Here is a 19,981-nt window from a genome sequence, read left to right on the forward strand (position 1 = left end):
GCGCCGGTTCCCACGGCGAGGCCGATGGTGATCGGGTTGGGGGCGATCATGGCCGCGGTCATGGATGCGTTGAAGCCGACCTCTGCTACGTCGGCGACATAGCCGGCTCCCTTGCGTTTGAAGGCATCGACCGGGTTGCCCTGCGAAATGACGTTGGCGGTACTCCAGACCGTCGAGGCCGCGCTCCCGGCGATGCCCGCCCCTCGCAGGAAACCTGAGACTTTGCCGGCCCCGGCCAAGCCCTTGGTGAGGGAGGCCGTGCGGCTGAACCCGAGGCCTCGAGCCCTTGAGTAGATATTGTTCGTGACTTTGATGAGGCTGGCGTTCCCAGCCCGTCTCACTGCTTGTCCCGAGTGGGTAATTCCTCCGTATCGAGCAGCCACGGTGTCAGAACCGACTAGGAAATCAATGGCTCTGTTGACGGAGATCCCATTAACGATGGGGGCGCGCATGATGCTTGTGCGACGGAATCTGTCGAGTACACCGCCCGTCCAGTCGCCGATCGTTCCCCTTGTGCCGGGGATGTTCTGAGCCCACTGACTGAGCTTGCCGGGCAACCAACTGCCTGGTGCGCTCAAGGAGCGGATGGTCGGATTCGCTGCAAGGAGCTTTCCCCCGGACCATCGCAGCAGCCCATTGTTGGACCCGCGCAGCGCCATGCCGATCCGATCTTTCCAAGGTCCCACGACATTCGCCTTGAACGCGTTGCCGACAAGGACTTTGGTGAGGGATGTCCCCTGAATCGTAACGACAGCTGTGGCCTTGGTGACGTCCTTCCACTCCCCATACAGATCGATCACGGTCATGATGGTCTCTGCGTGAGGTTTGAGCCCGGGGATCTGCTCCAAAGCATGTGTGTTGATTCTCTTGACCCAGTCGTCGAGCGATTCATGTAGCTGGCGCTTGAAGGCGCTCGCGTGCGCGTCGTCGCTGGCAGCTATCGAATTGGCAAGGAGAATCTCGTCTGGGCTCAGCCCATCGCCGTCGTGCTTCTTGAGGTACTTCTCGATGTCCTTGGGTTCGAACCCCGCCCACCTGAGGCCGGCTTCTGGATCGCCGCTTTCCAGACGAGCGATCGAGGCTCGCTTACGCAGGTCGGGTGCAGTATCACCGACCCAGCTTCGCAATGGCTTCAGTGCCGCGAGGTGACTGGTGACCGCGAGTCGGGAGGCCCTTGTAAAGGCTTCGTCCAGCTTGTCCCGTACGCCACCGCGCCCGTCGAGCAGTTTGGCAAGTTGATCCAGATTGTCTGGATTGACGGTCCTCATGTTCTCACTTTCCCCCCAAAAAAGCGCGTACCTTGCAAGCGTCGAGACTTGGCAGCTGCTCTTCAATCAGGGCGGAAAGATCGCCTCACATGCGGCGGGTCCGCCGGTGCGGTCGGACGCAAGTAAGTTCGGCGGCAGGCTACTTGTCTCCAACCAGAGCGAAGGCGAACGCCAGTCGCCGATCGACCCAGTCCGCCTGGATCTCTACTTTGGAGCTACCCTCCGATGTCATGACGACCTCGTCCCCGGCCAGCCATTCCAAAGTCCGGGCCTTGGAGGTTGGCTTTTGGTCCGTGCCCGCATAGAACGCGCTGTCCACTGCCTCGAAAGCGGCACGGATGGCAACGCGCGCAACTGCCTGACCGGCAGTTCCACTGGCCCATTCGTTACGGCCGATGATTGTGGGATGTCCGGGCTGGTCGATTCGCCAGGTGTGTTTGAAAGGGCGCTTCGGTGGTATGCGGCGGAGGGCCCCGATGGCCTGTTGCCGTGAGTCACGCACGACATAGTGCTGTTCCCTGTTTACTTCCTGAGGTTCCTCGACGTAACACAGTAGACGCTGGGTCTCGATGTCCTCGTAAAGTGTAAGTTCAGGGAGAGACGGAGGATTCGGCACGGACGATGAACCGAGGAACGCACACGGGGCGAGGGCAGGGTAGTCGCTACTGCCGGTTGGCACGCGCACGGCTGGCTTACCCCACACCGAACGCATCCGTTTTGGCGACCTGGGGCGCTCGACGGAGCTGATGACGAACTCGCGCACGTTTGCCCACGGCGTGGGCTCCACCGGTGGTTCCTCCGCTGCCTTCGCCCTCTTACGCCCGCCGAATGCCACTCGCGCCTCCAAGATCATCGGGATGAAGTGCCCGCTCGACCCTACCTATGTCAAATGCTGGCCAAGCCGGGAGCGCGTGCCTGATGGCAAGGGGGTCTGGGCTCTGTGTGAGCAGACCCCGCCCTGTCCCTGTTCGACGCTCGTGGGCTGAGTCGTCTCTTCGAGAACGGCCTGTCATCGCTTCTGCCTCGTTTTCGACATGGCATCAGTTGCTCAACGGTTGACGGCCTGAATCTCCTGGACGGTGACGGCCTGTGTCGCCCCGAAGGTGCCGTCGGGAAGATCTCCGCCGGCGCCACCGGTGCCGATCCAGCTGATCCTCCAGGTGATGGTCGCTTTGAGGTTGTACGTTCCGTTGCCGGAGGACCGGAGGTACTTGATTCCGCAAGGTGGTGCCTGGTCGGACTTGCCCCTGGTGAATGACTCGCCGATCGAACCATCGTTATTGATCGCGCACTCACCCGAGGCGGGGTAGGTCTCTGCGTCAGCGGTTCCGGGCTGGAGCTTGAGGGAGACCGGTTGGGCGGTGGTCGTCGCCTGGATGTTGAGGCCGGCCACGTTGAGGGAAGCGGTCACTTGGACCGGCTTGAACGCGGACGGGTCAAGCCACGCCCAGGTCGGGAGGTTGACCTTGGTCACGTTCTGGGGTGCCAGGGTGACCTTGGTGTCGGGGAGCAGGATTCTGCTGTAGGCGAGTTCTGCGAGCACCTGTGGCGTGATGGCGTTCTGTACGGCTGGTGTGTCGCCGTTTTGGACCCAGAAAGGCAGCTTGTCACAGGTGAAGGCGCCCGGGTCGTCGCGGCGGTTGGGGTCCTGGACTGCCACCCACCAGTTGCCTTCATCGGCCTTGTCGAGATTGTAGTTCTTGTACTTGTCATCCTTGTAGATGTTCCGGAACTGGCCCGTCGCCGCCTTGGCATAGTTGGGCTGCCGGGGGTCGTTGACGACCTCGTCGTACTGGCTCTCGACCTGGTTCTGGAAATCCTTGGCCGACACGGGTTCGTACCAGCACGCGGGCGGGTTCCAATTGCCGACGGGGGCTACGTTGCCCGTCGAGGCGCCGTTGACCCCACCCATGTGGCCGGAATAGGTGATGCGTGACTCGAGCGTGTTCCCCGATCTGGCCCCCGACGTCTTCGCGCCGCCGTCGGAACCGCCCGGACCGCGCTTCGCGTAGGCGGGGCTCGAGACCAGCAGGCATGCAGCGGCAAGGGTGCCGATAACAGCCCCCGCGCGGTGCAACCTCACGGCGTGCACTTCGCGTTCCCCCTGTCGGAAACGAGCTCCGTGGTCTGCCACACGCCGTCCCTGTTCCGCTTCAGGTGCGTGTTGTAGTAGACGTACGAGTCGCTGTCCGGGGGTGTCCTGTCGACCTTCTGCGTCTTGGTGTCCTTGTTGAACGCCTTCGTTTCATCCGTGCAGAACGTCACCCCTGCCGAGGTCTTGCTGTAGGTGATCACGTTGGGGTTGAAGTACCGCACAGTGCCCGTGTAGGTGATCCCGGCATCTACAAAGGACTTGACCCACTTGGCGCCGCCGACGAGGGCGTTCCCCTGCCGGTAGAACGCGAGAGCCGGTTCGTCGGGGTTCCCCTTGATGATCGCGTAGTTGGTGGCAGTCTGCGCACGGCCGGCATCGGCGAGGATGGCGTCATTGGTCGGATCGCCCGTATGCCAGCTCTCAAAGACGTCCTTGACGTCGCTGGGCAGCGTGATGTCTGGCCGATGAGGCTCGTCCGAAGTGTCAGCGCTGGGCGATGGCGACGCTTGCGTATCGCGGGTGTCAGCGCCCGGGATCGCGTCGTTGGCCTTGGAGTTGCCGCCTCCGCCACTGCAAGCCGTCGTCAACAAGGCTGCGGCTGCGACGAGCGCGGCAGCAACGGGCAAAGAGCGTCGCTTCACTGTGACTCCCCGTGAGCACTGAGTTAGTCAGGGAGCTCGACGGTATCGGTGCTGCGGTTGCTTCCGCCAAGCTGGGCCCCTCTCCGGGTAGGTCAATTTCGGACTTCTTGCTGTCAAGGTGTGATGCAACGCAGCCTGATCGGCCCAGTGGCGGCGGTGCCAGTGGGTCCCGGCGGGGCAGTCGCCTTGTCGGCGGCGGCAATGTCCTCTGCATCGTTCAAGCAGGCTGATAGCGCGGCGGCGACCAGCTCAGAGACGTTCAGGGTCAGCCGTGCATGCTTCATGGGGAAGATCACGGCATGACTGATCCGCTCCCCTGTGAGTAATTCGTGCAGGCATGGTGCGTGGCCAGTGGTCGCGGGCCAGGTGTGAGCCGGGACTCCGCAGGGTCACTGTGATGACGGGTTCGCGGTCGCACACCGGCTCGGGTGCAATCGGTCGTGCCCCATGGGGTCGCGACCGTGCCCGAGTTGCTGACGGATAACGTCAAGTCGACCGTGACTCAAGGGGCCTGACTCGCCTTGAGGGGCTTATGTGCGGCTGATACCGTGCGATGGCTTGACACTCGACCCCGCGCCGGATAGCCGCGACATCGCCCGGATCGCTGGTGAAGTGTCCGGGTTTGCAGCCCAGGCAAAGAGCTTGGCAGACGACATCTTGGGTGTACGGGGAGCGGTTGCGTGAAGATCCAGGAGCGTACGGGGGCGGGCGCGGGACGCGCCGCGGCTCCGGCTCAGCCGACGGTCGGTGACCGGCTTCCCACGTCGCCTCGCGAGCGCAAACCGGCGCTCGCGGCCCTGGCGGTGCTGCTCATCCTGGTGGGCGCGCTGGGCGCCACGATGCTCGTGCTCCAGGCCGGGGACCGGATCGAGGTCGTCAAGGTGACGAAGGACATCCAGGCCGGAGAGTCCGTCACCTCCGATGACGTGACCTCGGTGATGGTGGCCGCGGACGACTCCATCAACTACATCCCGTGGGTCAAACTGGGCACCCTCAAGACCCTCAAGGCCAGGTCCACCATCTACGCGGACACGGTCGTGATGGGGCAGATGTTCGGCGCGAAGAGCAGCCTGCCGGACGGCAAGGCCTTCGTCGGCGTCGCCCTCAAGGAGGGCCAGTACCCGGCGGACATCAAGAACGGTGACATCGTCGCCGTCTACCGTGTCGGCGACAACGCGTCGAGCTCCAACTCCGGCAGCGGTTCCACGGGCTCGTCCGCCGGCGGCAACCTCATCGTCGACAAGGCGCGCGTCAGCTCCAAGAGCGACAACGGCGACGCCGCCGTGAGCACCGGCAACCTGTCGCTCACCCTCCTCGTCGACCAGTCCGACGCCGCCGCCGTCACCCAGGCCGCGTCCGTGGGTTCCGTCGCCGTCGTCGTCGTCCCCGGCAACTGAGGGCGGCAGCGCACCCATGGCCCTCATCGCACTGGCCGCCGACAAGGGTTCGCCCGGCGTCACCACTGCCGCCGTCGCGCTGGCCGCCGTCTGGCCGCGACGCGTGCTGCTCGCCGAGACGGACCCGGCCGGCGGCGACCTCGTCTACCGCAGCGCCGCGGCCCACGGCGGGCCGCTCAACCCGAACGTCGGCATGCTGTCCATCGCCGCTACCGCGCGCCGGGGACTCGTACCCGACCAACTCTGGGATCACGTACAGCCGTTGAGCGGCGGCCTGGAGGTCCTCGTCGGACTCGGCATCGCCGAGCAGGCCGCCGGTCTCGCCGGCCTGTGGCCCACCCTGGGGCACGCCTTCGCCTCGCTCGCCGACTCCCCGAACGCGCCCGCCGACGTCATCGCCGACTGCGGCCGGATCAGCGGGGACACCCCCGCCGTGGAACTGTTCCCGCACGCCTCCCTCGTCCTGCTGATCTCGCGCACCGAGCCGGAGGCCATCGCCCGCGTCCGCGACCGCGCCGCCGCGCTGTCCGCGAAGCTGCACGGCGGCCCGCGCGGTGCCGCGAGCCTGGCGACCCCGGTGGTCGGCGTCGTCCTGGTCGCCGACCCGAACACCGCGGGCAAGGTCTCCGGTCAGGTCAACGACATGCTGGTGCACGCCCAGACCGGTGCCCGCGTCGTCGGCACCATCGCCGACGACCCTGCGGGCGCCGAGCAGTTGGCCGGGCGCAGGCGTGGCCGCCTGGACAAGTCCTTGCTGATCCGCTCGGCCCGCAAGGTAACCGCCGACCTGTACCAGCAGTACGGCGCCGCCTGGGCCGTATCCGCACACGCGCAACAAGCCCACCAGGCGCAACAAGCCCACCAGACGCAGCAGGCCCACCAGGTTCAGCAGGCCCAGCATGGGCAGCAGGCGCCCCAATCCCCGCAAACGGCCCAAGCCCAGCAAGCGGCCCAGGGGCAGCAGGTGCCCCAGGCCCAGCAGCCGTACCAGCCCCACACGAACGGTCAGCCAGGAGCCGGGCGATGACCGCTGTCGACCACCAACTGGTCAAGCGGTTCCGGCAGGACGCCGGTGACCGCATCGCCGAGCAGCGCCGACTCGACCAGGTCAACGGCGTCACGCCGATGTCCGGCGAGGACGAGCGGCAGTACGCCCGCGCGGTCATAGCGCAGATACTGGAGGAGTACGCCCGCGCCGAGATCAACGCGGGCCGTACGCCGCTGGACGCCGAGACCGAGGAGCAGTACGCGGCCGCCGTGCACGCGGCGCTGTTCGGCGTCGGCCGGCTCCAGCCGCTGCTCGACGACCCGCAGGTCGAGAACATCGACATCAACGGCTGCGACCAGGTGTTCGTCGGGTACGCCGACGGGCGCGAGGTCAAGGGCGAGCCGGTCGCCGAGACCGACGAGGAGCTGATCGAGCTCATCCAGGTGCTCGGCGCCTACTCGGGCCTGTCGTCCCGCCCCTTCGACTCCGCCAACCCGCAGCTCGACCTGCGGCTGCCGGACGGTTCGCGTCTGTCGGCCGTCATGGACGTGACCCGCCGGCCCGCGTTGTCCATCCGCCGGGCCCGGATGGGCAAGGTGTTCATCTCCGACCTGGTCGGCAACGGCACGCTCGCGCCGGAGCTGGGGCACTTCCTGGCCTGCGCGGTCCGGGCCCGCAAGAACATCATGATCGCGGGCGCCACGAACGCCGGAAAGACGACGCTGCTGCGCGCCCTCGCCAACGAGATCCCGCCGCACGAGCGGCTCATCACGGTCGAGCGGGCGCTGGAACTCGGGTTGGACACCTTCCCCGAACTGCACCCCAACGCAGTGGCGTTCGAGGAGCGGCTGCCCAACTCCGAGGGCCAGGGCACCATTTCCATGGCAGAGCTGGTGCGCCGGTCCCTCCGTATGAACCCCTCACGCGTCATCGTCGGCGAGGTGCTCGGCGACGAGATCGTGACCATGCTGAACGCGATGTCGCAGGGCAACGACGGCTCGCTGTCCACGATCCACGCCAACAGCTCCAGCGAGGTCTTCAACCGCATCTCCACCTACGCGTTGCAGGCGACGGAACGGCTGCCCATCGAGGCCAGCCAGATGCTGATCGCGGGCGCGGTGAACTTCGTCGTCTTCATCCAGCGGCGCAACAACTTCCAGACCGGCGGCCGGCTTCAGCGCATGGTGACCTCGGTCCGGGAGGTCAACGGCGTCGACGGCCGCGTGCTGTCCAGCGAGGTGTTCGCCGAGACGCCCGACGGCCGGGTCGTTCCGCACGCGCCCATAGCCTGCCTGGAGGACCTCATGGCGCACGGTTACCAGCCCCACGGAACCTGGGGGTGACCATGACGTCTGCCGCACTGGCCCCGCTCGGCTCCATGGGGGGCCTGTTCTCCACCACCGTCCTGTACTCGATCGGTTCCGGCGTCGCCGTCGGCGGCGGTCTCGCCCTGCTGGCCGTCGCCGTACGCGGACTGCCCGCCAAGCCCGAGCACGAGAAGCAGCGGGCGAGCCGGCGGGCGAGCGAACTGCTGCGTTTCGCCGGGCAGCGCGGCTCCGTCGCCGCTCTCGTCGGCCTGGCCGTCCTGCTGCTCACCCGGTGGGCGGTCGCCGGCATCGCGGCCGGTGTCCTCGTCTTCTTCTGGGACCGCCTCTTCGGCGGTGCGGCGGAGGAACGGGCCGCGATGCGCCGTGTGGAGGCACTGGCCTCCTGGACGGAGTCGCTGCGCGACACGATCGCCGGCGCGGTCGGCCTGGAGCAGGCCATCCCGGCCTCGGCGCGCGCCGCCGCCCCGGTCCTGCGTCCCCATCTGGACGCCCTGGTCGACCGGTTGCGCGCCCGCGCTCCGCTGCCCGACGCGCTGCAACTGCTCGCCGACGAGATCGACGACGCCTCCGCCGACATCATCGTCGCCGCGCTCATCCTCAACGCCCGGCTGCGCGGCCCCGGTCTGCGCCAGGTCCTCGGCGCCCTGGCCAAGTCGTCGCGCGAGGAGGTCGACATGCGTCAGCGCGTCATGGCCCAGCGGGCCTCGACCCGGCGCTCGGTGCAGATCGTCGTCGCCGTCTCCGTCGCCTTCGTGCTCGGACTGTCCGTCTTCAACCGCGACTTCGTGTCGCCGTACGGCACCCCGGTCGGCCAGTTGGTTCTCGCGGTCGTCTGCGGTCTGTTCGCGCTCGGCTTCTGGTGGCTGCGCAAGCTGTCCACGATCGAGACGCCCGAACGCTTCCTGGTGCGGGACGAGGCGGCGGTGCAGTTCGTACGGCCGCGCACACCCGCCCAGCAGGAGGAAGGGGCACGCCGGTGAACCTGACGATGCCGGTCGTGGTCGGAGCGGTCCTCGGCCTCGGCGTCTACGCCCTCGTACGCGCCCTGATGCCGTCCAGGCGGAGCGCGGTCGCGCAGGTCGCGCGGATCGACGCGATGCGGGCGCGGGGCGCGGCGTACGAGACGCGGCACCAGACCCGGGAGGAGACAGGCCGCTTCGGTACGTTCCGTGCCCAGGTCGGCGCGCGCGTCGCCGAGTTCTACCTTCAGCAGGGCTGGGAACAGCGTTCGTTGCGCGCCGATCTCGCGGTGCTGGAGCGCAGCTGGGAGAGGTTCCTGGCGACGAAGGTGCTGCTGTCGGTCGCGGGGCTGTTCTTCGGTCCGCTGCTGTTCGCCGTGGTCTACTCGCTGGGCTTCGGCCGCAGCCCGGTCATCCCGGTCTGGCTGGCGCTGCTGTGCGCGGCGCTGTTCTTCTTCCTGCCCGATCTGGAGATCCGGCGGGACGCGGCCGACAAGCGCCGTGACCTGCGCCGGGTCATCGGCGCGTATCTGGACCTGGTGTCCATGAGCCTGGCCGGCGGCCGTGGTCTGCCGGAGGCGCTGATGGCGGCGGCCGAGGTGTCCGACGGCTGGGCGAACCAGCGGATCCGCAACGCCCTCGCGGACGCCCGGATCACCGGCATCAGCCAGTGGCAGGCGCTCGGGCAGCTCGGCGAGGAGCTGGGCGTGGAGGAGCTGAAGGACCTTTCGGCCTCCCTGGCCCTGGTCGCGGACGACGGCGCGAAGGTGCGCGAGTCGCTCGCCTCGCGCGCCGAGACCATGCGCCACCGCGAACTGGCCGAGATCGAGGGCAGCGCGGGCGAGAAGTCCCAGTCGATGCTCGTGGCCCAGCTGTTGCTGTGCGCGGGTTTCCTGGTGTTCCTGATCTTCCCGGCGGCGATGCGGGTGTTCCAGGTGTGAGCGCCGCCCCTGCCAATCCCTGCCAACTGCCCTGAATTCGAGAGGAAACGACTGTCATGAACGGACGAGACTTCCACACCGGGATCCCGGCCGTGGACTTCCTGGTCACCTTCCTGGGCGGCCGTGTGCAGCGCGCCCGCTCAGGCGAGCTGGACCGCGGTGCCTCCGCGGTCGAGTGGGTCATCATCTCCGCGGTCGTCGTGGCGATCGTCGGCGTGGTGGCCGCCATCATCAACTCCGCGCTGAGCGAGGGTGCCAACAAGGTCGGCGACTGCATCAAGGGTGCCAATCAGAGCGGTACCTGCTGACCGCGAACTGACGGCGAACGGGGAATCGGGGACCTGGTGCAGCGCATGCGGACGTGGACACGCCGCCGGGCGGAGGCCGTACGGGAGTCAGCTTCCGGCCGCGGCGACTCCGGGATGACCGCGATCGAGTTCGTGCTGCTCACCCCCGTACTGTTCTTCATGATCTTCGCGACGGTCCAGTTCGCGCTGTACTTCTTCGCCGACCACGTGGCCCAGGCGGCGGCCCAGGCCGGCGCCCGCAAGGCCCGCGCCACGGCCGACGAGCAGCCCGGCGCCTGGCGGGGCGAGGCACGGAACGTCGTCGACGCCTACATCCGCCAACTGGGTCCCCAGCTGGTCCTGTCACCGGACGTGAAGATGCTCCAGCCGGACCAGAACACCGTGGGTGTGGAGATCTCGGCGCGGATCCCGACGGTGTTCCCGGGCCTGAACCTGACGGTGCACGCGCAGTCGTCGGGTCCGGTGGAGAGGTTCGTGCGGGAGGACGGGAACTAGATGAACCGCTCTTCCCGGCCGTCTTTTTCGTCCGCCCGTGACGACGGCGGCCTCTCCACCGTGGAGGTCGTGATCCTCGCCCCGGTGATGATCCTGTTCATCCTGGTGCTGGTGGCCTTCGGCCAGCTCGTCCAGGGCCGCGGCGCGGTGGACGGCGCGGCACGGGACGCGGCTCGCGCGGGCTCGATCCAGAAGGACCACCCGACGGCCATGTCCGAGGCGCGCAAGGCGGCGGAGGCGGACCTGGCGGACGTCTGCTCGGGCCCGGTCTCGGTGGTGCAGACGAGCGCGGGCTTCGCCCCCGACACCCTGTTCACGGTCGAGGTGAGCTGCGAGGTGCGTGGCCTGGCGTCGCTGGGCCTGAACATCCCGACGAGGCTGTCCGCGAGCTTCAGCTCGCCGCTGGATCCCTTCCGGAGGTCGGCGTGAGGAACGTGAGCGCCGCCGCGGCGGACCGTGTGCGCGCCTGGTGGTCCACCCGTGGCACGGCACTGGACGACCGCGGCTCGGGCGCCGGCGCGGTCATCATCTTCGCGCTGGTCTTCCTCGCCCTGTCCGCCTTCGTCATCGACGGCGGCCTGTCCATCTCCAAGCGCGAACGTGCCGCGGACATAGCGGAACAGGCGGCCCGCTACGCCGCCCAGGACATCGACCGCGAGGCCCTCTACAACGACGAGGGCGGCCCGGCGCCGATCAACTACGGGAACTGCGACGCCCGAGTGAAGGCCTTCGCCCGGGAGATGAGCATGACGGGCGCCGACATCGCCGCGAGCCACTGCGTGGCAGCCGACGCCGACCAGGTACAGGTCGAGATCCAGCTGACGTACTCGCCCGTCTTCACCGGCATGTTCTACGGCGGCAACGTGGTCGTCCACGGTCGGGCCGTGGCCAAGAACGAGGTGGGGTGACGCGTCCATGAGCGTGCCCCTTCGACGCGATCACCGACTCGCTTATCTTGACGGAGTGACCGACAGATGACCGACGACCTCTCGAACCTCGGCCTGGAGTTCTCGGAGGACTGGGTGCCCTTCCCCACCGCCGGGAGCGTGGACCTGGACTCCTGGGCCAAGCAACAAGGCCAGGAGCTCGCCGAGCGATACGCGCAGGACGGTGCGCCGTGCGATGCCCGCCGCCTGGCCCGGAGCCTCAAGCGCACAGTCGCCGACTGCTACACCCGCGATCCGCTGGCAGCCTTCGGCTGGTACGTGAGCGGTCATGAGACGGTGGCGGCCATCATGGAACTCGACGCCATCCACCCTGACGAGACGTTCCCCGAGGTCTCCCTCTCCCTGCTGGCCGAGCACATGACCAGCCACGACTTCGGCGAACCGGACGTACGCGAGGTACGGCTACCCCTCGGCGACGCCGTACGCATCCGCCAGAACCTCATCGGCGAGAAGAAGGGCTTCTTCGGCCCCCGCCCGGTGGTCCACACGGTGTTCTACGGCGTCCGCCCGCACGGCTTGGAGACGGCCCTCACGATGCTGGTCTCCTGGACGGAACCGATCCTGGACGAGCCGGCCGAGCAGATGGCCGACAACATCGCGAAGACGCTCTCACTCTGACGATTTGAGGGAGTCGAGGAGGTGGCGAAGGCTGCGGCCGTGAAGGAGAGCGTGGCTCGGGCCGGGGCTTTTGAGTCGCGGACGGCTATGCGGTTGTGCAGGTTCGCCATCTCGACGGAGGTGTTGCCATCGCCTCCGCCGGTGAACGACGACTTCCGCCAACGTATGACCTGTACACCATTTCGATCCCGGCTCCGGCGAAGCCCTCTCTGGCGAACGCCGACGACGGGACCTGATCAGGTCGTCGACGACGTGGAGCCCGTCAGCGGTTGATCGACTGGATTTCCTGGACGTTCATGTCCTGGGTTGTCTCGAAGGTGCCGTCGGGGAGGTCGCCGCCGCTTCCGCCGGTGCCTTGCCAGGTGATCTGCCAGGTGATCGATGCCTTGAGGCGGTACGGCTGTCCGTTCGTGGCGCGGAGGTATCTGATGCCGCACGGCGGGGTCTTGTCCGCGTCGCCCTTCGCGTACGGGGTGCCGATCGAGCCGTCGTCGTTGATCGTGCAGTTGCCGGAGGACGGGTAGGTCTCGGCGTCGTCCGTGCCGGGGGTCAGGTGTAGGGCGACCGGCTTGGCTGTCGTCTCGGGCCACAAGTTCGTGCGGGGGAGTTCCGCGCGGACCTTGATCTCCCTGAAGGTGCCCGTGTCCAACCAGACCCAAGTCGGGAGGTTCACCGTCGACTTGGCGGTCGGCTTCAATTCGATCCCGGTGTCGGGGACCTTGATCCTGTTGTACGCGTAGTCGGCCAGCATCTCCGGTGTCGGGGCGTGCGGGATCTTCGGGAGCTGGCCGGCATCCTGCCAGAACATGATCCTGCCGCAGTCCCAGGACTTGGGGTCCGAGGCGTCCGGGGCGACGCTGCGCCAGAAGTAGCCGTTCTCGCCGACGTTGTAGTCCTTGTAGCCCTTGGCCGTGCTGTGCTCGTCGTCGAAGTTCGTTTCGGGCTTGCCGTCCTGGTAGTGGTCGGTCCAGAGCCTCTTGCCGAACCAGGATTCGTGGATGCCCACGTCGCCGTCGCCGCCTGTCTTGTCGACGAACGACTTGAGCTCTTCGCCGGTGAACACGGGCTCGTACCAGCAGGCGGGCGGCTCCCAGTTCACATCCACCGAGGAAAGGGCGCCGTGCGTTCCTCCGGTGGGGCCGCTCACCTGGCGGACCTTGATCCGGGAGTAAGTGGCGGAGGCGTAGATGTCCTTGTGGTCGGTGCCGCCGTGTGTTCCGTCGTTGGTGCCTCCGCCGCCGATGGCGTCGGCGGGCGTGGAGGCCAGGAGAATCCCGGCCACAGACACGATCGTCGTCGCAATGGCGTGCCCGGGCCTCATCTCAGCAGCCGCCCCGCTTCGCACGGGTGGAGACGTTCTGCCAGACCCCGTCGTCGTTCTTGGCCAGTGTGACGCTGTAGAAGACCTTCGGGTCCGTACCCGCGGGATTCCCCTGAACCTCCTTCGTCTTGCGGTTCCGGGTGTAGGCCTTGCTCTCGTCCGTGCAGTACGTCACCACGGCACGCGTCTTCTTGTCACCGAGGAGGACGGTCTTCGCGTCGTACGCCGGCAGTTCGCCGAAGACGGTGAGGTCCTTGCTCGTGTAGGTCTTGATCCACTGTCGGTCCTGTGACAGACCCGGCTTGGTGTCGTAGAAGGCGAGGGCGTCACCGCCGTCCGGTTCGTTGGCGATGATCGCGGCGTAACCCGCCCGGAGTTGTTCCTTGGCGTCGTCGAGGATGGCCCGCTCGACGCCGTCACCGCTCGTCCAACTGCCGAACGTCAGCTGGACTCCGCCGGGAGCTTGATGTCGGGGCGCTGGACCCCGGACGTCTGAGATGCCGAGGCGGAGGCCGACGGACTGCCACCTGCCGTCTCCGCACCCTTGATGTCATCGGACGTGGCGTCCCCACCCCCGCCGCACGCGGTGAGTGTGAGGGTCGCGATGGCGGTGAAGGCGGTGAGTGCGGTGGCGGGTTGGGCGCGGCGGGCCGCGGTGGATCTCCCCCGGAGGACGACGACGTGTGCAGCGGACAACGAAGCTATCAGGGGCGGCAGAGGGGGGTTTGGGTGCTGGGCGGGGGATTGTGGGGGAAGTCGAGAGGTACGGCGTGACTGTTGTGAACGGCGTGGGGGCGTCCGGGGTTGAGGGGCGGAAGCTGTGTCGCCCCCGTCAATAGGATCTCTGTAGGCTCAGTACGCCCCATTTACCGCACCCACTTCACACACCATCAGGACACCCGCCATGCCGCGACGCCGTAGTTCAAGCTCGACGGGAAGCCCGACGGGAAACCCGGCGGGAGGCTCGACGGCCCCGAGGAACCGGACGCCGCAGCCGGTGCGGGTGCGGCGGCGCACGGTTGGGGACTTCGTGAAGGCGTTCCTCGCCTTCCTGGCCCTGCTCGTCCTGCTCATCGGCGTACCGCTGGCGCTGGCCACCCAGATCGGATGGCCGCTGCCGCACGGCGTGCCGAGCCTGGACTGGCTCCAGCAGGAGATCACCGTCCAGACCTTCCTGAGCATCCTGACGGTCGTCGTCTGGCTCGCCTGGGCGCAGTTCACCGCCTGTGTGCTCGTGGAGATGAAGGCCGCGCTCTCCGGCGTCGGGGTGCCGGGGCGGGTGCCCGGCGCCGGCCCCAGCCAGCTGCTCGCGCGGCAACTCGTCGCCGCGCTGCTGCTCGTCGGGGCCACGGCCGCCAGCCTCACGCCGGGGCTGTCGCAGCTCGGGCACGGCCTGGAGGGGAACCAGAAGGGCACCGTCGCCGCCGCGCAGCAGACGCCGGGCGGGCTGTTCGGGCAGCAGCGGGAGCAGGCCGCGAACACCGCGGCGGCCGTCGCCGAGCAGGCCGCGAGCGCCGCCGCGCAGGCGGAGGCCAAGCAGGGCGACACGAAGTACTACCGGATCCAGCCGCCCGAGGGACGCCACCACGACTCGCTCTGGGAGATCGCCCAGCGGCACCTCGGCGACGGGCGCCGGTACAAGGAGATCTACCAACTCAACAAGGACCGGGTCCAGCCCGACGGCTCCCGGCTGTCCGAGGCCAGCCTCATCCGGCCCGGCTGGATCATGGAGATGCCCGCGGACGCGCACGGCGGCGAGCTCGTCGAGATGCCCGACGGAGCGCCGAACGTCTCCGAGCAGGTGCGGCAGCAGATCCACGACTACGCCAAGACCGGCGACCATGCCCAGGGCGGGGGCGACCACGCGCAGGGCGGCGGCCATCAGCAGGGCGGCTCCCACGCCTCCGTACCCGCCCAGCGGCCCGCCCCCGACGCCGGACAGGACCGGCAGCGGCATGCCGGCGACAGCGCCACCGCCGCCACCCCCGCCTCCTCCGGGCGTTCCTTCGGGCTGCCCGAAGCCCTCCTCGGCGCCCCGCTCCTCGCCGCCGGTCTCCTCGGCGCACTCGGCCACCGGCGCCGGCAGGCACTGTGGCAGTCGGCGCTCGGTGCCGTCGGCGGGCGGCGCGGCATGGAGCCGCCGACGCCGACCGGGGACGCGCTGGACGTGCAGGACGCGCTGCTGGTGGGCGCCGACCCCGAGGGCGTACGGCGGCTCGACCGGTCCCTGCGCGCCCTCGCCGCCGCCCTCGCCGCCGAGTCCCGGCCGCTGCCCGTCGTCTACGCCGCCTGGCTCACCGGAGGCGACCTGCACCTCCAGCTCGCACAGCCGGCCGGCAAGCCGCCCGCGCCCTGGCGGACCGGGCAGGACGAGACGTTCTGGATGCTGGCGCGCGCCGACGCCGAGCAGTACGAGGAGGCCGAAACCGCCGCCCCGTACCCGGGGCTCGTCAGCCTCGGCACCATGGACGACTCCCGCCTGCTGCTCAACCTGGAGGCCGTGCCCGGCATCGTCTCGCTGAGCGGCCGCGCCTCCGACCGGGCCGCCGTTTTCGCCTCGGTCGCCGCTGAACTCGCCACCAACGGCTGGTCGGACCGCATGACCGTCACCCTCGTCGGCTTCGGTCAGGACCTGACCCCGCTCGCTCCCAGCCGCCTGCGCCACCTCGACGGCATCGAGGCGCTCCTCGAGACCATGGAGGCCGAGACGCGGCAGCGGCGCGGCGCGCTGGGCGCCGCCGGGCACGACTCCGTGCTCACCGGCCGCACCGGGCCCGCGCAGCACACCCGTTGGGCCCCGCACCTGGTGCTGCTGGCCGCTCAGCCTGCGGCCGAGGACGCCCGCAGGCTCGCCGAACTCGCCGCCGACGCCAGCCGGTTGGGCATCGGCTACCTCGTCGGCACCGAGTCCGACGAACTGCCGGGCGCAGCCTGGGAGATGGAGATCACCAGCGAGGGCAGGCTGCTCGCCCCGCTGCTCGGGCTCGAACTCGACGCCCAGATGCTGCCGTCGGCCGAACAGCAGGCGGTGGTCGAGCTGTTCGTCGAGGCCGACCCGGAGAGCGGGCCCGACGGACCGGCGCCCACCCCGCCGTTCCTCGTCGACATCAGCGAACAGGGGCGGCCGGCTGTGTACGCGCGGCTCGTGGGCCCGTACGAGATCATCGGCCTCGACACCCCGGACGACGAACGCAGTGCGCTGCTGCACGAGGCGCTGGCGCTGCTGCTGCTGCACCGGGAGGGCGTGCATCCGCGGGTGCTGTCCTCCGCGCTGTGGCCGCGCGGGGTCACCGACGACGTGCGGGACGCGCTCGTCGAGCGGCTGCGCTCCTGGCTCGGCACCGGCCCCGACGGCACCCCCCGGCTCGGTACGGACGACACCGGGCGGCTCACCCTCGCCAAGTCCGTCGTCTCCGACCTGGACGTGCTGCGCTCGCTGTACCACGAGGCCACACAGGGCAAGGGCGCGGACAGCCGGGCCGTACGCGGCCGGCTGCTCACCGACGCGCTGGTGGTGGTGCGCGGACCGCTGCTCGCCGACCGGCCCGAGGGCCGCTACCGGTGGCTCACCCACGAGATCGTCGACGCCCAACTGCCGCTCATCGTCGCGGACATCGGGCTCGCCCTGTCCTCCTTCCACCTGGAGAAGGACCGCGCGGAGAAGGCGATCGAGGCGCTGGACGCCGCGCTGCGCACCGCCCCGGCCGACGAGCGCCTGTGGAACGAGCTGCTGCGCGCCACGCATGCCACCGGCGACACCGCCCGCCTCCAGGCGCTCGCCGCCGACCTCGTCGGCCGGGGCGGCGCCCGCGGCCTGCCGCCGCGCACCGAGGCCCTGCTCGACGAACTGCTGCCGGCCTGGCGCAGCGCCGTCGCCGCGGCGGGATGAGCACCGTGCCGTCGACCGGTCTGCCGCTGGTCGCCGCCGCCGCGCTGTGGGGCGCGGCGGCGGGCGCGTCGCTGCCGCGGGCCGCGTACCGGTTCTCCGTGCCGTCGGGGGAGCCGTGGCGGGAGCGCTGCCCGGGCGGACATCCGGTACGGGGCTGGATCGGGCGCGGGCGCTGCGGGCAGTGCGCCGACGATCCGGCCGCCACCTCCGCCGACGATCCGGCCGCCACCTCCGCCGACGATCCGGCCGCCACCTCCGCCGACGATCCGGCCGCCACCCCCGTTGGCGATCCGGCCGCCACCCGTGCCGGCAATCCGGCCGCGCCCCCCGCTGCCGTCCCTGCCGCCGCCTCCGCCGGCACCCCGGCCACGCCCCCCGCCGACGACCCGGCCACCACCCCCGCCCGCGACCGCGCCTCCTACGGCCCCCGGGCCCTGCCGGTTGCCGCCGCCACCGCTCTCGTCTGTGGCGCGTTCGCCGCTGCCACCGGTGGCCGGCCCGAACTCGCCGTCTGGCTGCTGCTCGCGCCGGTCGGCGTGCTGCTCGCGGTGGTCGACTTCCGGGTGCGGCGGCTGCCCGACGCGCTGACCCTGCCCCTCGCGGGTGCCGCCCTCGCGCTCCTCGGCGTGGCCGCCCTGGTTCCCGGGCACGCCGGTCACTGGCCGACCGCGCTGTACGGCGCCCTCGCGCTCGGCGGCGGCTACTTCGTGCTGTTCCTCGTCAACCCCGCCGGGATGGGGTTCGGCGACGTGAAGCTGGCCCTCGGGGCGGGCGCCGTCCTCGGCTGGTACGGCTGGCCCGTCGTGATGCTGGGCACCTTCGCCGGTTTCCTGTTCGGCGCGCTGTACGGCGGCGCGCTCGTCGTCGTACGGCGGGCCGGCCGCAAGACGGCCATCGCGTTCGGGCCGTTTCTGATCGCGGGGGCGTTCACGGGAGTTCTGATCGGCGCGTACGCAACCTGAGGTCAGCACCGCGAAACGGCTGACGTAGGCTGGTTCGGTCTGTCCACAACCCTTACGAATCCTGCGAAAGGGACGCCGGTGACCGAGAAGGCCGACCTCACATCTCCTGATGTCACAGCCGTCCTCGACCGTGCCGCCGCGGGCGGACGGATCACCCCCGAGGAAGCGCTCGATCTCTACCGCCACGCACCGCTGCACGCGCTGGGTGCCGCCGCCGACGCCGTGCGCCGCCGGAAGTACGCGGGTACCGAGCACATCGCGACGTACATCATCGAACGCAACATCAACTACACGAACGTGTGCGTCACCGCGTGCAAGTTCTGTGCCTTCTACGCCGCCCCCAAGGACACGGCGAAGGGGTGGACCCGCGACCTCGACGACATCCTGCGGCGCTGCGCCGAGACGGTCGAACTCGGCGGCACGCAGATCATGTTCCAGGGCGGCCACCACCCGGACTACGGCGTCGAGTACTACGAGAAGCACTTCAGCGCCATCAAGGAGGCCTTCCCGCAGCTGGTGATCCATTCGCTGGGTGCCTCCGAGGTGGAGCACATGGCGCGGATCTCGGGTGTGTCGGTGGAGGAGGCCATCACGCGCATCCACGAGGCCGGCCTGGACTCCTTCGCCGGCGCCGGTGCCGAGCTGCTGCCGGAGCGGCCGCGCAAGGCCATCGCCCCGCTGAAGGAGTCCGGGGAGCGCTGGCTGGAGATCATGGAGACCGCGCACCGGCTGGGCGTGGAGTCCACCTCCACGATGCTCATGGGCACCGGTGAGACGAACGCCGAGCGGATCGAGCACCTGCGCATGATCCGTGACGTGCAGGACCGCACGGGCGGCTTCCGGGCGTTCATCCCGTACACCTACCAGCCGGAGAACAACCACCTGAAGGGCCGTACGCAGGCCACTCTCTTCGAGTACCTGCGGATGATCGCGATCGCGCGCCTCTTCCTCGACAACGTGATGCACATCCAGGGCTCCTGGCTGACCACGGGCAAGGAGGTCGGCCAGCTGACCCTGCACTACGGCGCCGACGACCTGGGCTCGATCATGCTCGAGGAGAACGTCGTGTCGTCGGCCGGCGCCAAGCACCGCTCCAACCGGATGGAGATCATCGAGCTCATCCGGAAGGCGGGGCGGGTTCCGGCGCAGCGGGCGACGACGTACGAGCACCTCGTCGTCCACGACGACCCGGCGAACGACCCGGTCGACGACCGCGTGATGTCGCACATCTCGTCGACGGCGATCGCGGGTGGGACGGCCCATCCCGAGCTGAAGCTGCTCGCCTCCAACTGAGGTACGGGTGCTGACGATTCACGCGGCGGACGGGTTCCGCGCCAACTGGGACGCGGAATCCGTCGCGGGCGGTGCGGTCGCCGTCGAGGGCGCCCGGGTCGCGGCCGTGGGGACGCTCGCCGAGCTGGAGCGGCGGTTTCCGCACGCGCGCGTGCGGCGCTGGCCTGGCGTGCTCGGGCCCGCGCGCGTCCACGAAGGGCCGCTGCCGGACGCGCCGAGTCCGCGCGAGCGTGTCCACGCGGTCCTCAAGCTCGGCGCGACGGCCGTGCTCGCCGGGCACGCGGACGCGCCCGGACTGCGGGAGGCCGCCGCCCGGAACGACGTCGCCGTCCTTGCCGGACCCCGGCCGGCGGCGGTGGTGGAGGGCGGCCGCGCCGACCTCGCCGTCTTCGACGACGGCGGCGCCTGCCTCGCCACCGTGTGCGCGGGGCGCCTGGTGCACCGCAGACGCTGAGGCGCCCGCCGCCCGCCAGCCGCTGGGCGCCCGCTGTGCCGCCGCGCGCGTCCCAGCCGCCGCCCGCCTCGGCCGGC

General features: G+C 69.4%; 19 protein-coding genes and 1 pseudogene. 14 read left to right on the forward strand and 6 right to left on the reverse strand.

Annotated elements, in window-relative coordinates; genetic code table 11:
- From ACWC91_RS26000 to ACWC91_RS26010, 3 genes are all read right to left on the reverse strand, one after another.
- Positions 1 to 1,268 (reverse strand): PE-PGRS family protein (locus ACWC91_RS26000; protein WP_450643843.1); only part of this gene is annotated, 1,268 nt, incomplete at its 3' end.
- A 1,048-nt stretch (positions 1,269 to 2,316) separates the two neighbouring features.
- Positions 2,317 to 3,360, reverse strand: a complete 1,044-nt coding sequence (locus ACWC91_RS26005; RefSeq protein WP_450643844.1) for a hypothetical protein — start codon at positions 3,358 to 3,360, stop codon at positions 2,317 to 2,319.
- Positions 3,348 to 4,004: a hypothetical protein gene (locus ACWC91_RS26010; RefSeq protein WP_225078082.1), complete on the reverse strand. Its 657-nt coding sequence runs from the start codon at positions 4,002 to 4,004 to the stop codon at positions 3,348 to 3,350. The genes ACWC91_RS26005 and ACWC91_RS26010 overlap by 13 nt, the downstream gene beginning before the upstream one ends.
- 680 nt (positions 4,005 to 4,684) lie before the next feature.
- Between ACWC91_RS26010 and ACWC91_RS26015 the strand changes: the two genes are divergently transcribed.
- The 10 genes from ACWC91_RS26015 to ACWC91_RS26060 all read left to right on the forward strand — a co-directional run bounded on the left by ACWC91_RS26015 (position 4,685) and on the right by ACWC91_RS26060 (position 11,985).
- Entirely contained in the window at positions 4,685 to 5,401 is a 717-nt protein-coding gene (locus ACWC91_RS26015) for an SAF domain-containing protein (RefSeq protein WP_281156991.1), read from the forward strand.
- A 16-nt stretch (positions 5,402 to 5,417) separates the two neighbouring features.
- Positions 5,418 to 6,428 carry a hypothetical protein gene (locus ACWC91_RS26020; RefSeq protein ID WP_376505345.1) on the forward strand — a complete coding sequence of 337 codons (1,011 nt, stop codon included), beginning with the start codon at positions 5,418 to 5,420 and terminating at the stop codon, positions 6,426 to 6,428.
- A complete protein-coding gene (locus ACWC91_RS26025; protein ID WP_141359479.1) occupies positions 6,425 to 7,732 on the forward strand; it encodes a CpaF family protein in 1,308 nt (435 codons plus the stop codon). The genes ACWC91_RS26020 and ACWC91_RS26025 overlap by 4 nt, the downstream gene beginning before the upstream one ends.
- A 35-nt stretch (positions 7,733 to 7,767) precedes the next feature.
- Positions 7,768 to 8,697, forward strand: coding sequence for a type II secretion system F family protein (locus ACWC91_RS26030; RefSeq protein WP_450643848.1), 930 nt, complete (start codon positions 7,768 to 7,770; stop codon positions 8,695 to 8,697).
- Positions 8,694 to 9,617 (forward strand): type II secretion system F family protein, encoded by a 924-nt coding sequence (locus ACWC91_RS26035; RefSeq protein ID WP_172632887.1) that lies wholly within the window; start codon positions 8,694 to 8,696, stop codon positions 9,615 to 9,617. Before ACWC91_RS26030 ends, ACWC91_RS26035 begins: the two co-directional genes overlap by 4 nt.
- Positions 9,618 to 9,673: 56 nt before the next feature.
- A complete protein-coding gene (locus tag ACWC91_RS26040; protein WP_225078079.1) occupies positions 9,674 to 9,925 on the forward strand; it encodes a hypothetical protein in 252 nt (83 codons plus the stop codon).
- A 45-nt stretch (positions 9,926 to 9,970) separates the two neighbouring features.
- Positions 9,971 to 10,420 carry a TadE family protein gene (locus ACWC91_RS26045; RefSeq protein ID WP_225078078.1) on the forward strand — a complete coding sequence of 150 codons (450 nt, stop codon included), beginning with the start codon at positions 9,971 to 9,973 and terminating at the stop codon, positions 10,418 to 10,420.
- Positions 10,421 to 10,849 (forward strand): TadE/TadG family type IV pilus assembly protein, encoded by a 429-nt coding sequence (locus tag ACWC91_RS26050; protein ID WP_225078077.1) that lies wholly within the window; start codon positions 10,421 to 10,423, stop codon positions 10,847 to 10,849. It begins immediately after the preceding gene.
- 5 nt (positions 10,850 to 10,854) lie between these two features.
- On the forward strand, positions 10,855 to 11,328 hold the full coding sequence (locus ACWC91_RS26055) for a pilus assembly protein TadG-related protein (protein WP_225078171.1): 474 nt from the start codon (positions 10,855 to 10,857) through the stop codon (positions 11,326 to 11,328).
- A gap of 66 nt (positions 11,329 to 11,394) precedes the next feature.
- A complete protein-coding gene (locus ACWC91_RS26060) occupies positions 11,395 to 11,985 on the forward strand; it encodes a hypothetical protein (protein WP_281156993.1) in 591 nt (196 codons plus the stop codon).
- A 26-nt stretch (positions 11,986 to 12,011) separates the two neighbouring features.
- Here the strand turns inward: ACWC91_RS26060 and ACWC91_RS26065 are convergent.
- The 3 genes and pseudogenes from ACWC91_RS26065 to ACWC91_RS26075 form a co-directional block, all read right to left on the reverse strand.
- Positions 12,012 to 12,152 (reverse strand): annotated as a pseudogene (locus ACWC91_RS26065) (DUF397 domain-containing protein); the annotation flags it as partial.
- 95 nt (positions 12,153 to 12,247) lie between these two features.
- Positions 12,248 to 13,306, reverse strand: a complete 1,059-nt coding sequence (locus tag ACWC91_RS26070) for a hypothetical protein (RefSeq protein WP_450643845.1) — start codon at positions 13,304 to 13,306, stop codon at positions 12,248 to 12,250.
- A gap of 1 nt (position 13,307) precedes the next feature.
- Positions 13,308 to 13,481 (reverse strand): hypothetical protein, encoded by a 174-nt coding sequence (locus tag ACWC91_RS26075; RefSeq protein WP_450643846.1) that lies wholly within the window; start codon positions 13,479 to 13,481, stop codon positions 13,308 to 13,310.
- A gap of 729 nt (positions 13,482 to 14,210) precedes the next feature.
- On the opposite strand from ACWC91_RS26075, the gene ACWC91_RS26080 reads away from it, so the two are divergent.
- The 4 genes from ACWC91_RS26080 (at position 14,211) to ACWC91_RS26095 (ending at position 19,904) form a co-directional block, all read left to right on the forward strand.
- On the forward strand, positions 14,211 to 17,195 hold the full coding sequence (locus tag ACWC91_RS26080) for a BTAD domain-containing putative transcriptional regulator (RefSeq protein WP_450643847.1): 2,985 nt from the start codon (positions 14,211 to 14,213) through the stop codon (positions 17,193 to 17,195).
- A complete protein-coding gene (locus ACWC91_RS26085) occupies positions 17,192 to 18,157 on the forward strand; it encodes a prepilin peptidase (RefSeq protein ID WP_450726062.1) in 966 nt (321 codons plus the stop codon). Before ACWC91_RS26080 ends, ACWC91_RS26085 begins: the two co-directional genes overlap by 4 nt.
- Before the next feature lie 78 nt (positions 18,158 to 18,235).
- Positions 18,236 to 19,450, forward strand: coding sequence for a cyclic dehypoxanthinyl futalosine synthase (gene mqnC / locus ACWC91_RS26090; protein WP_225078072.1), 1,215 nt, complete (start codon positions 18,236 to 18,238; stop codon positions 19,448 to 19,450).
- Positions 19,451 to 19,457: 7 nt separating this feature from the next.
- Positions 19,458 to 19,904, forward strand: a complete 447-nt coding sequence (locus ACWC91_RS26095; RefSeq protein ID WP_450726064.1) for an imidazolonepropionase-like domain-containing protein — start codon at positions 19,458 to 19,460, stop codon at positions 19,902 to 19,904.
- Positions 19,905 to 19,981 lie beyond the last annotated feature (77 nt).

Source organism: Streptomyces sp. NPDC001204 (assembly GCF_053598035.1).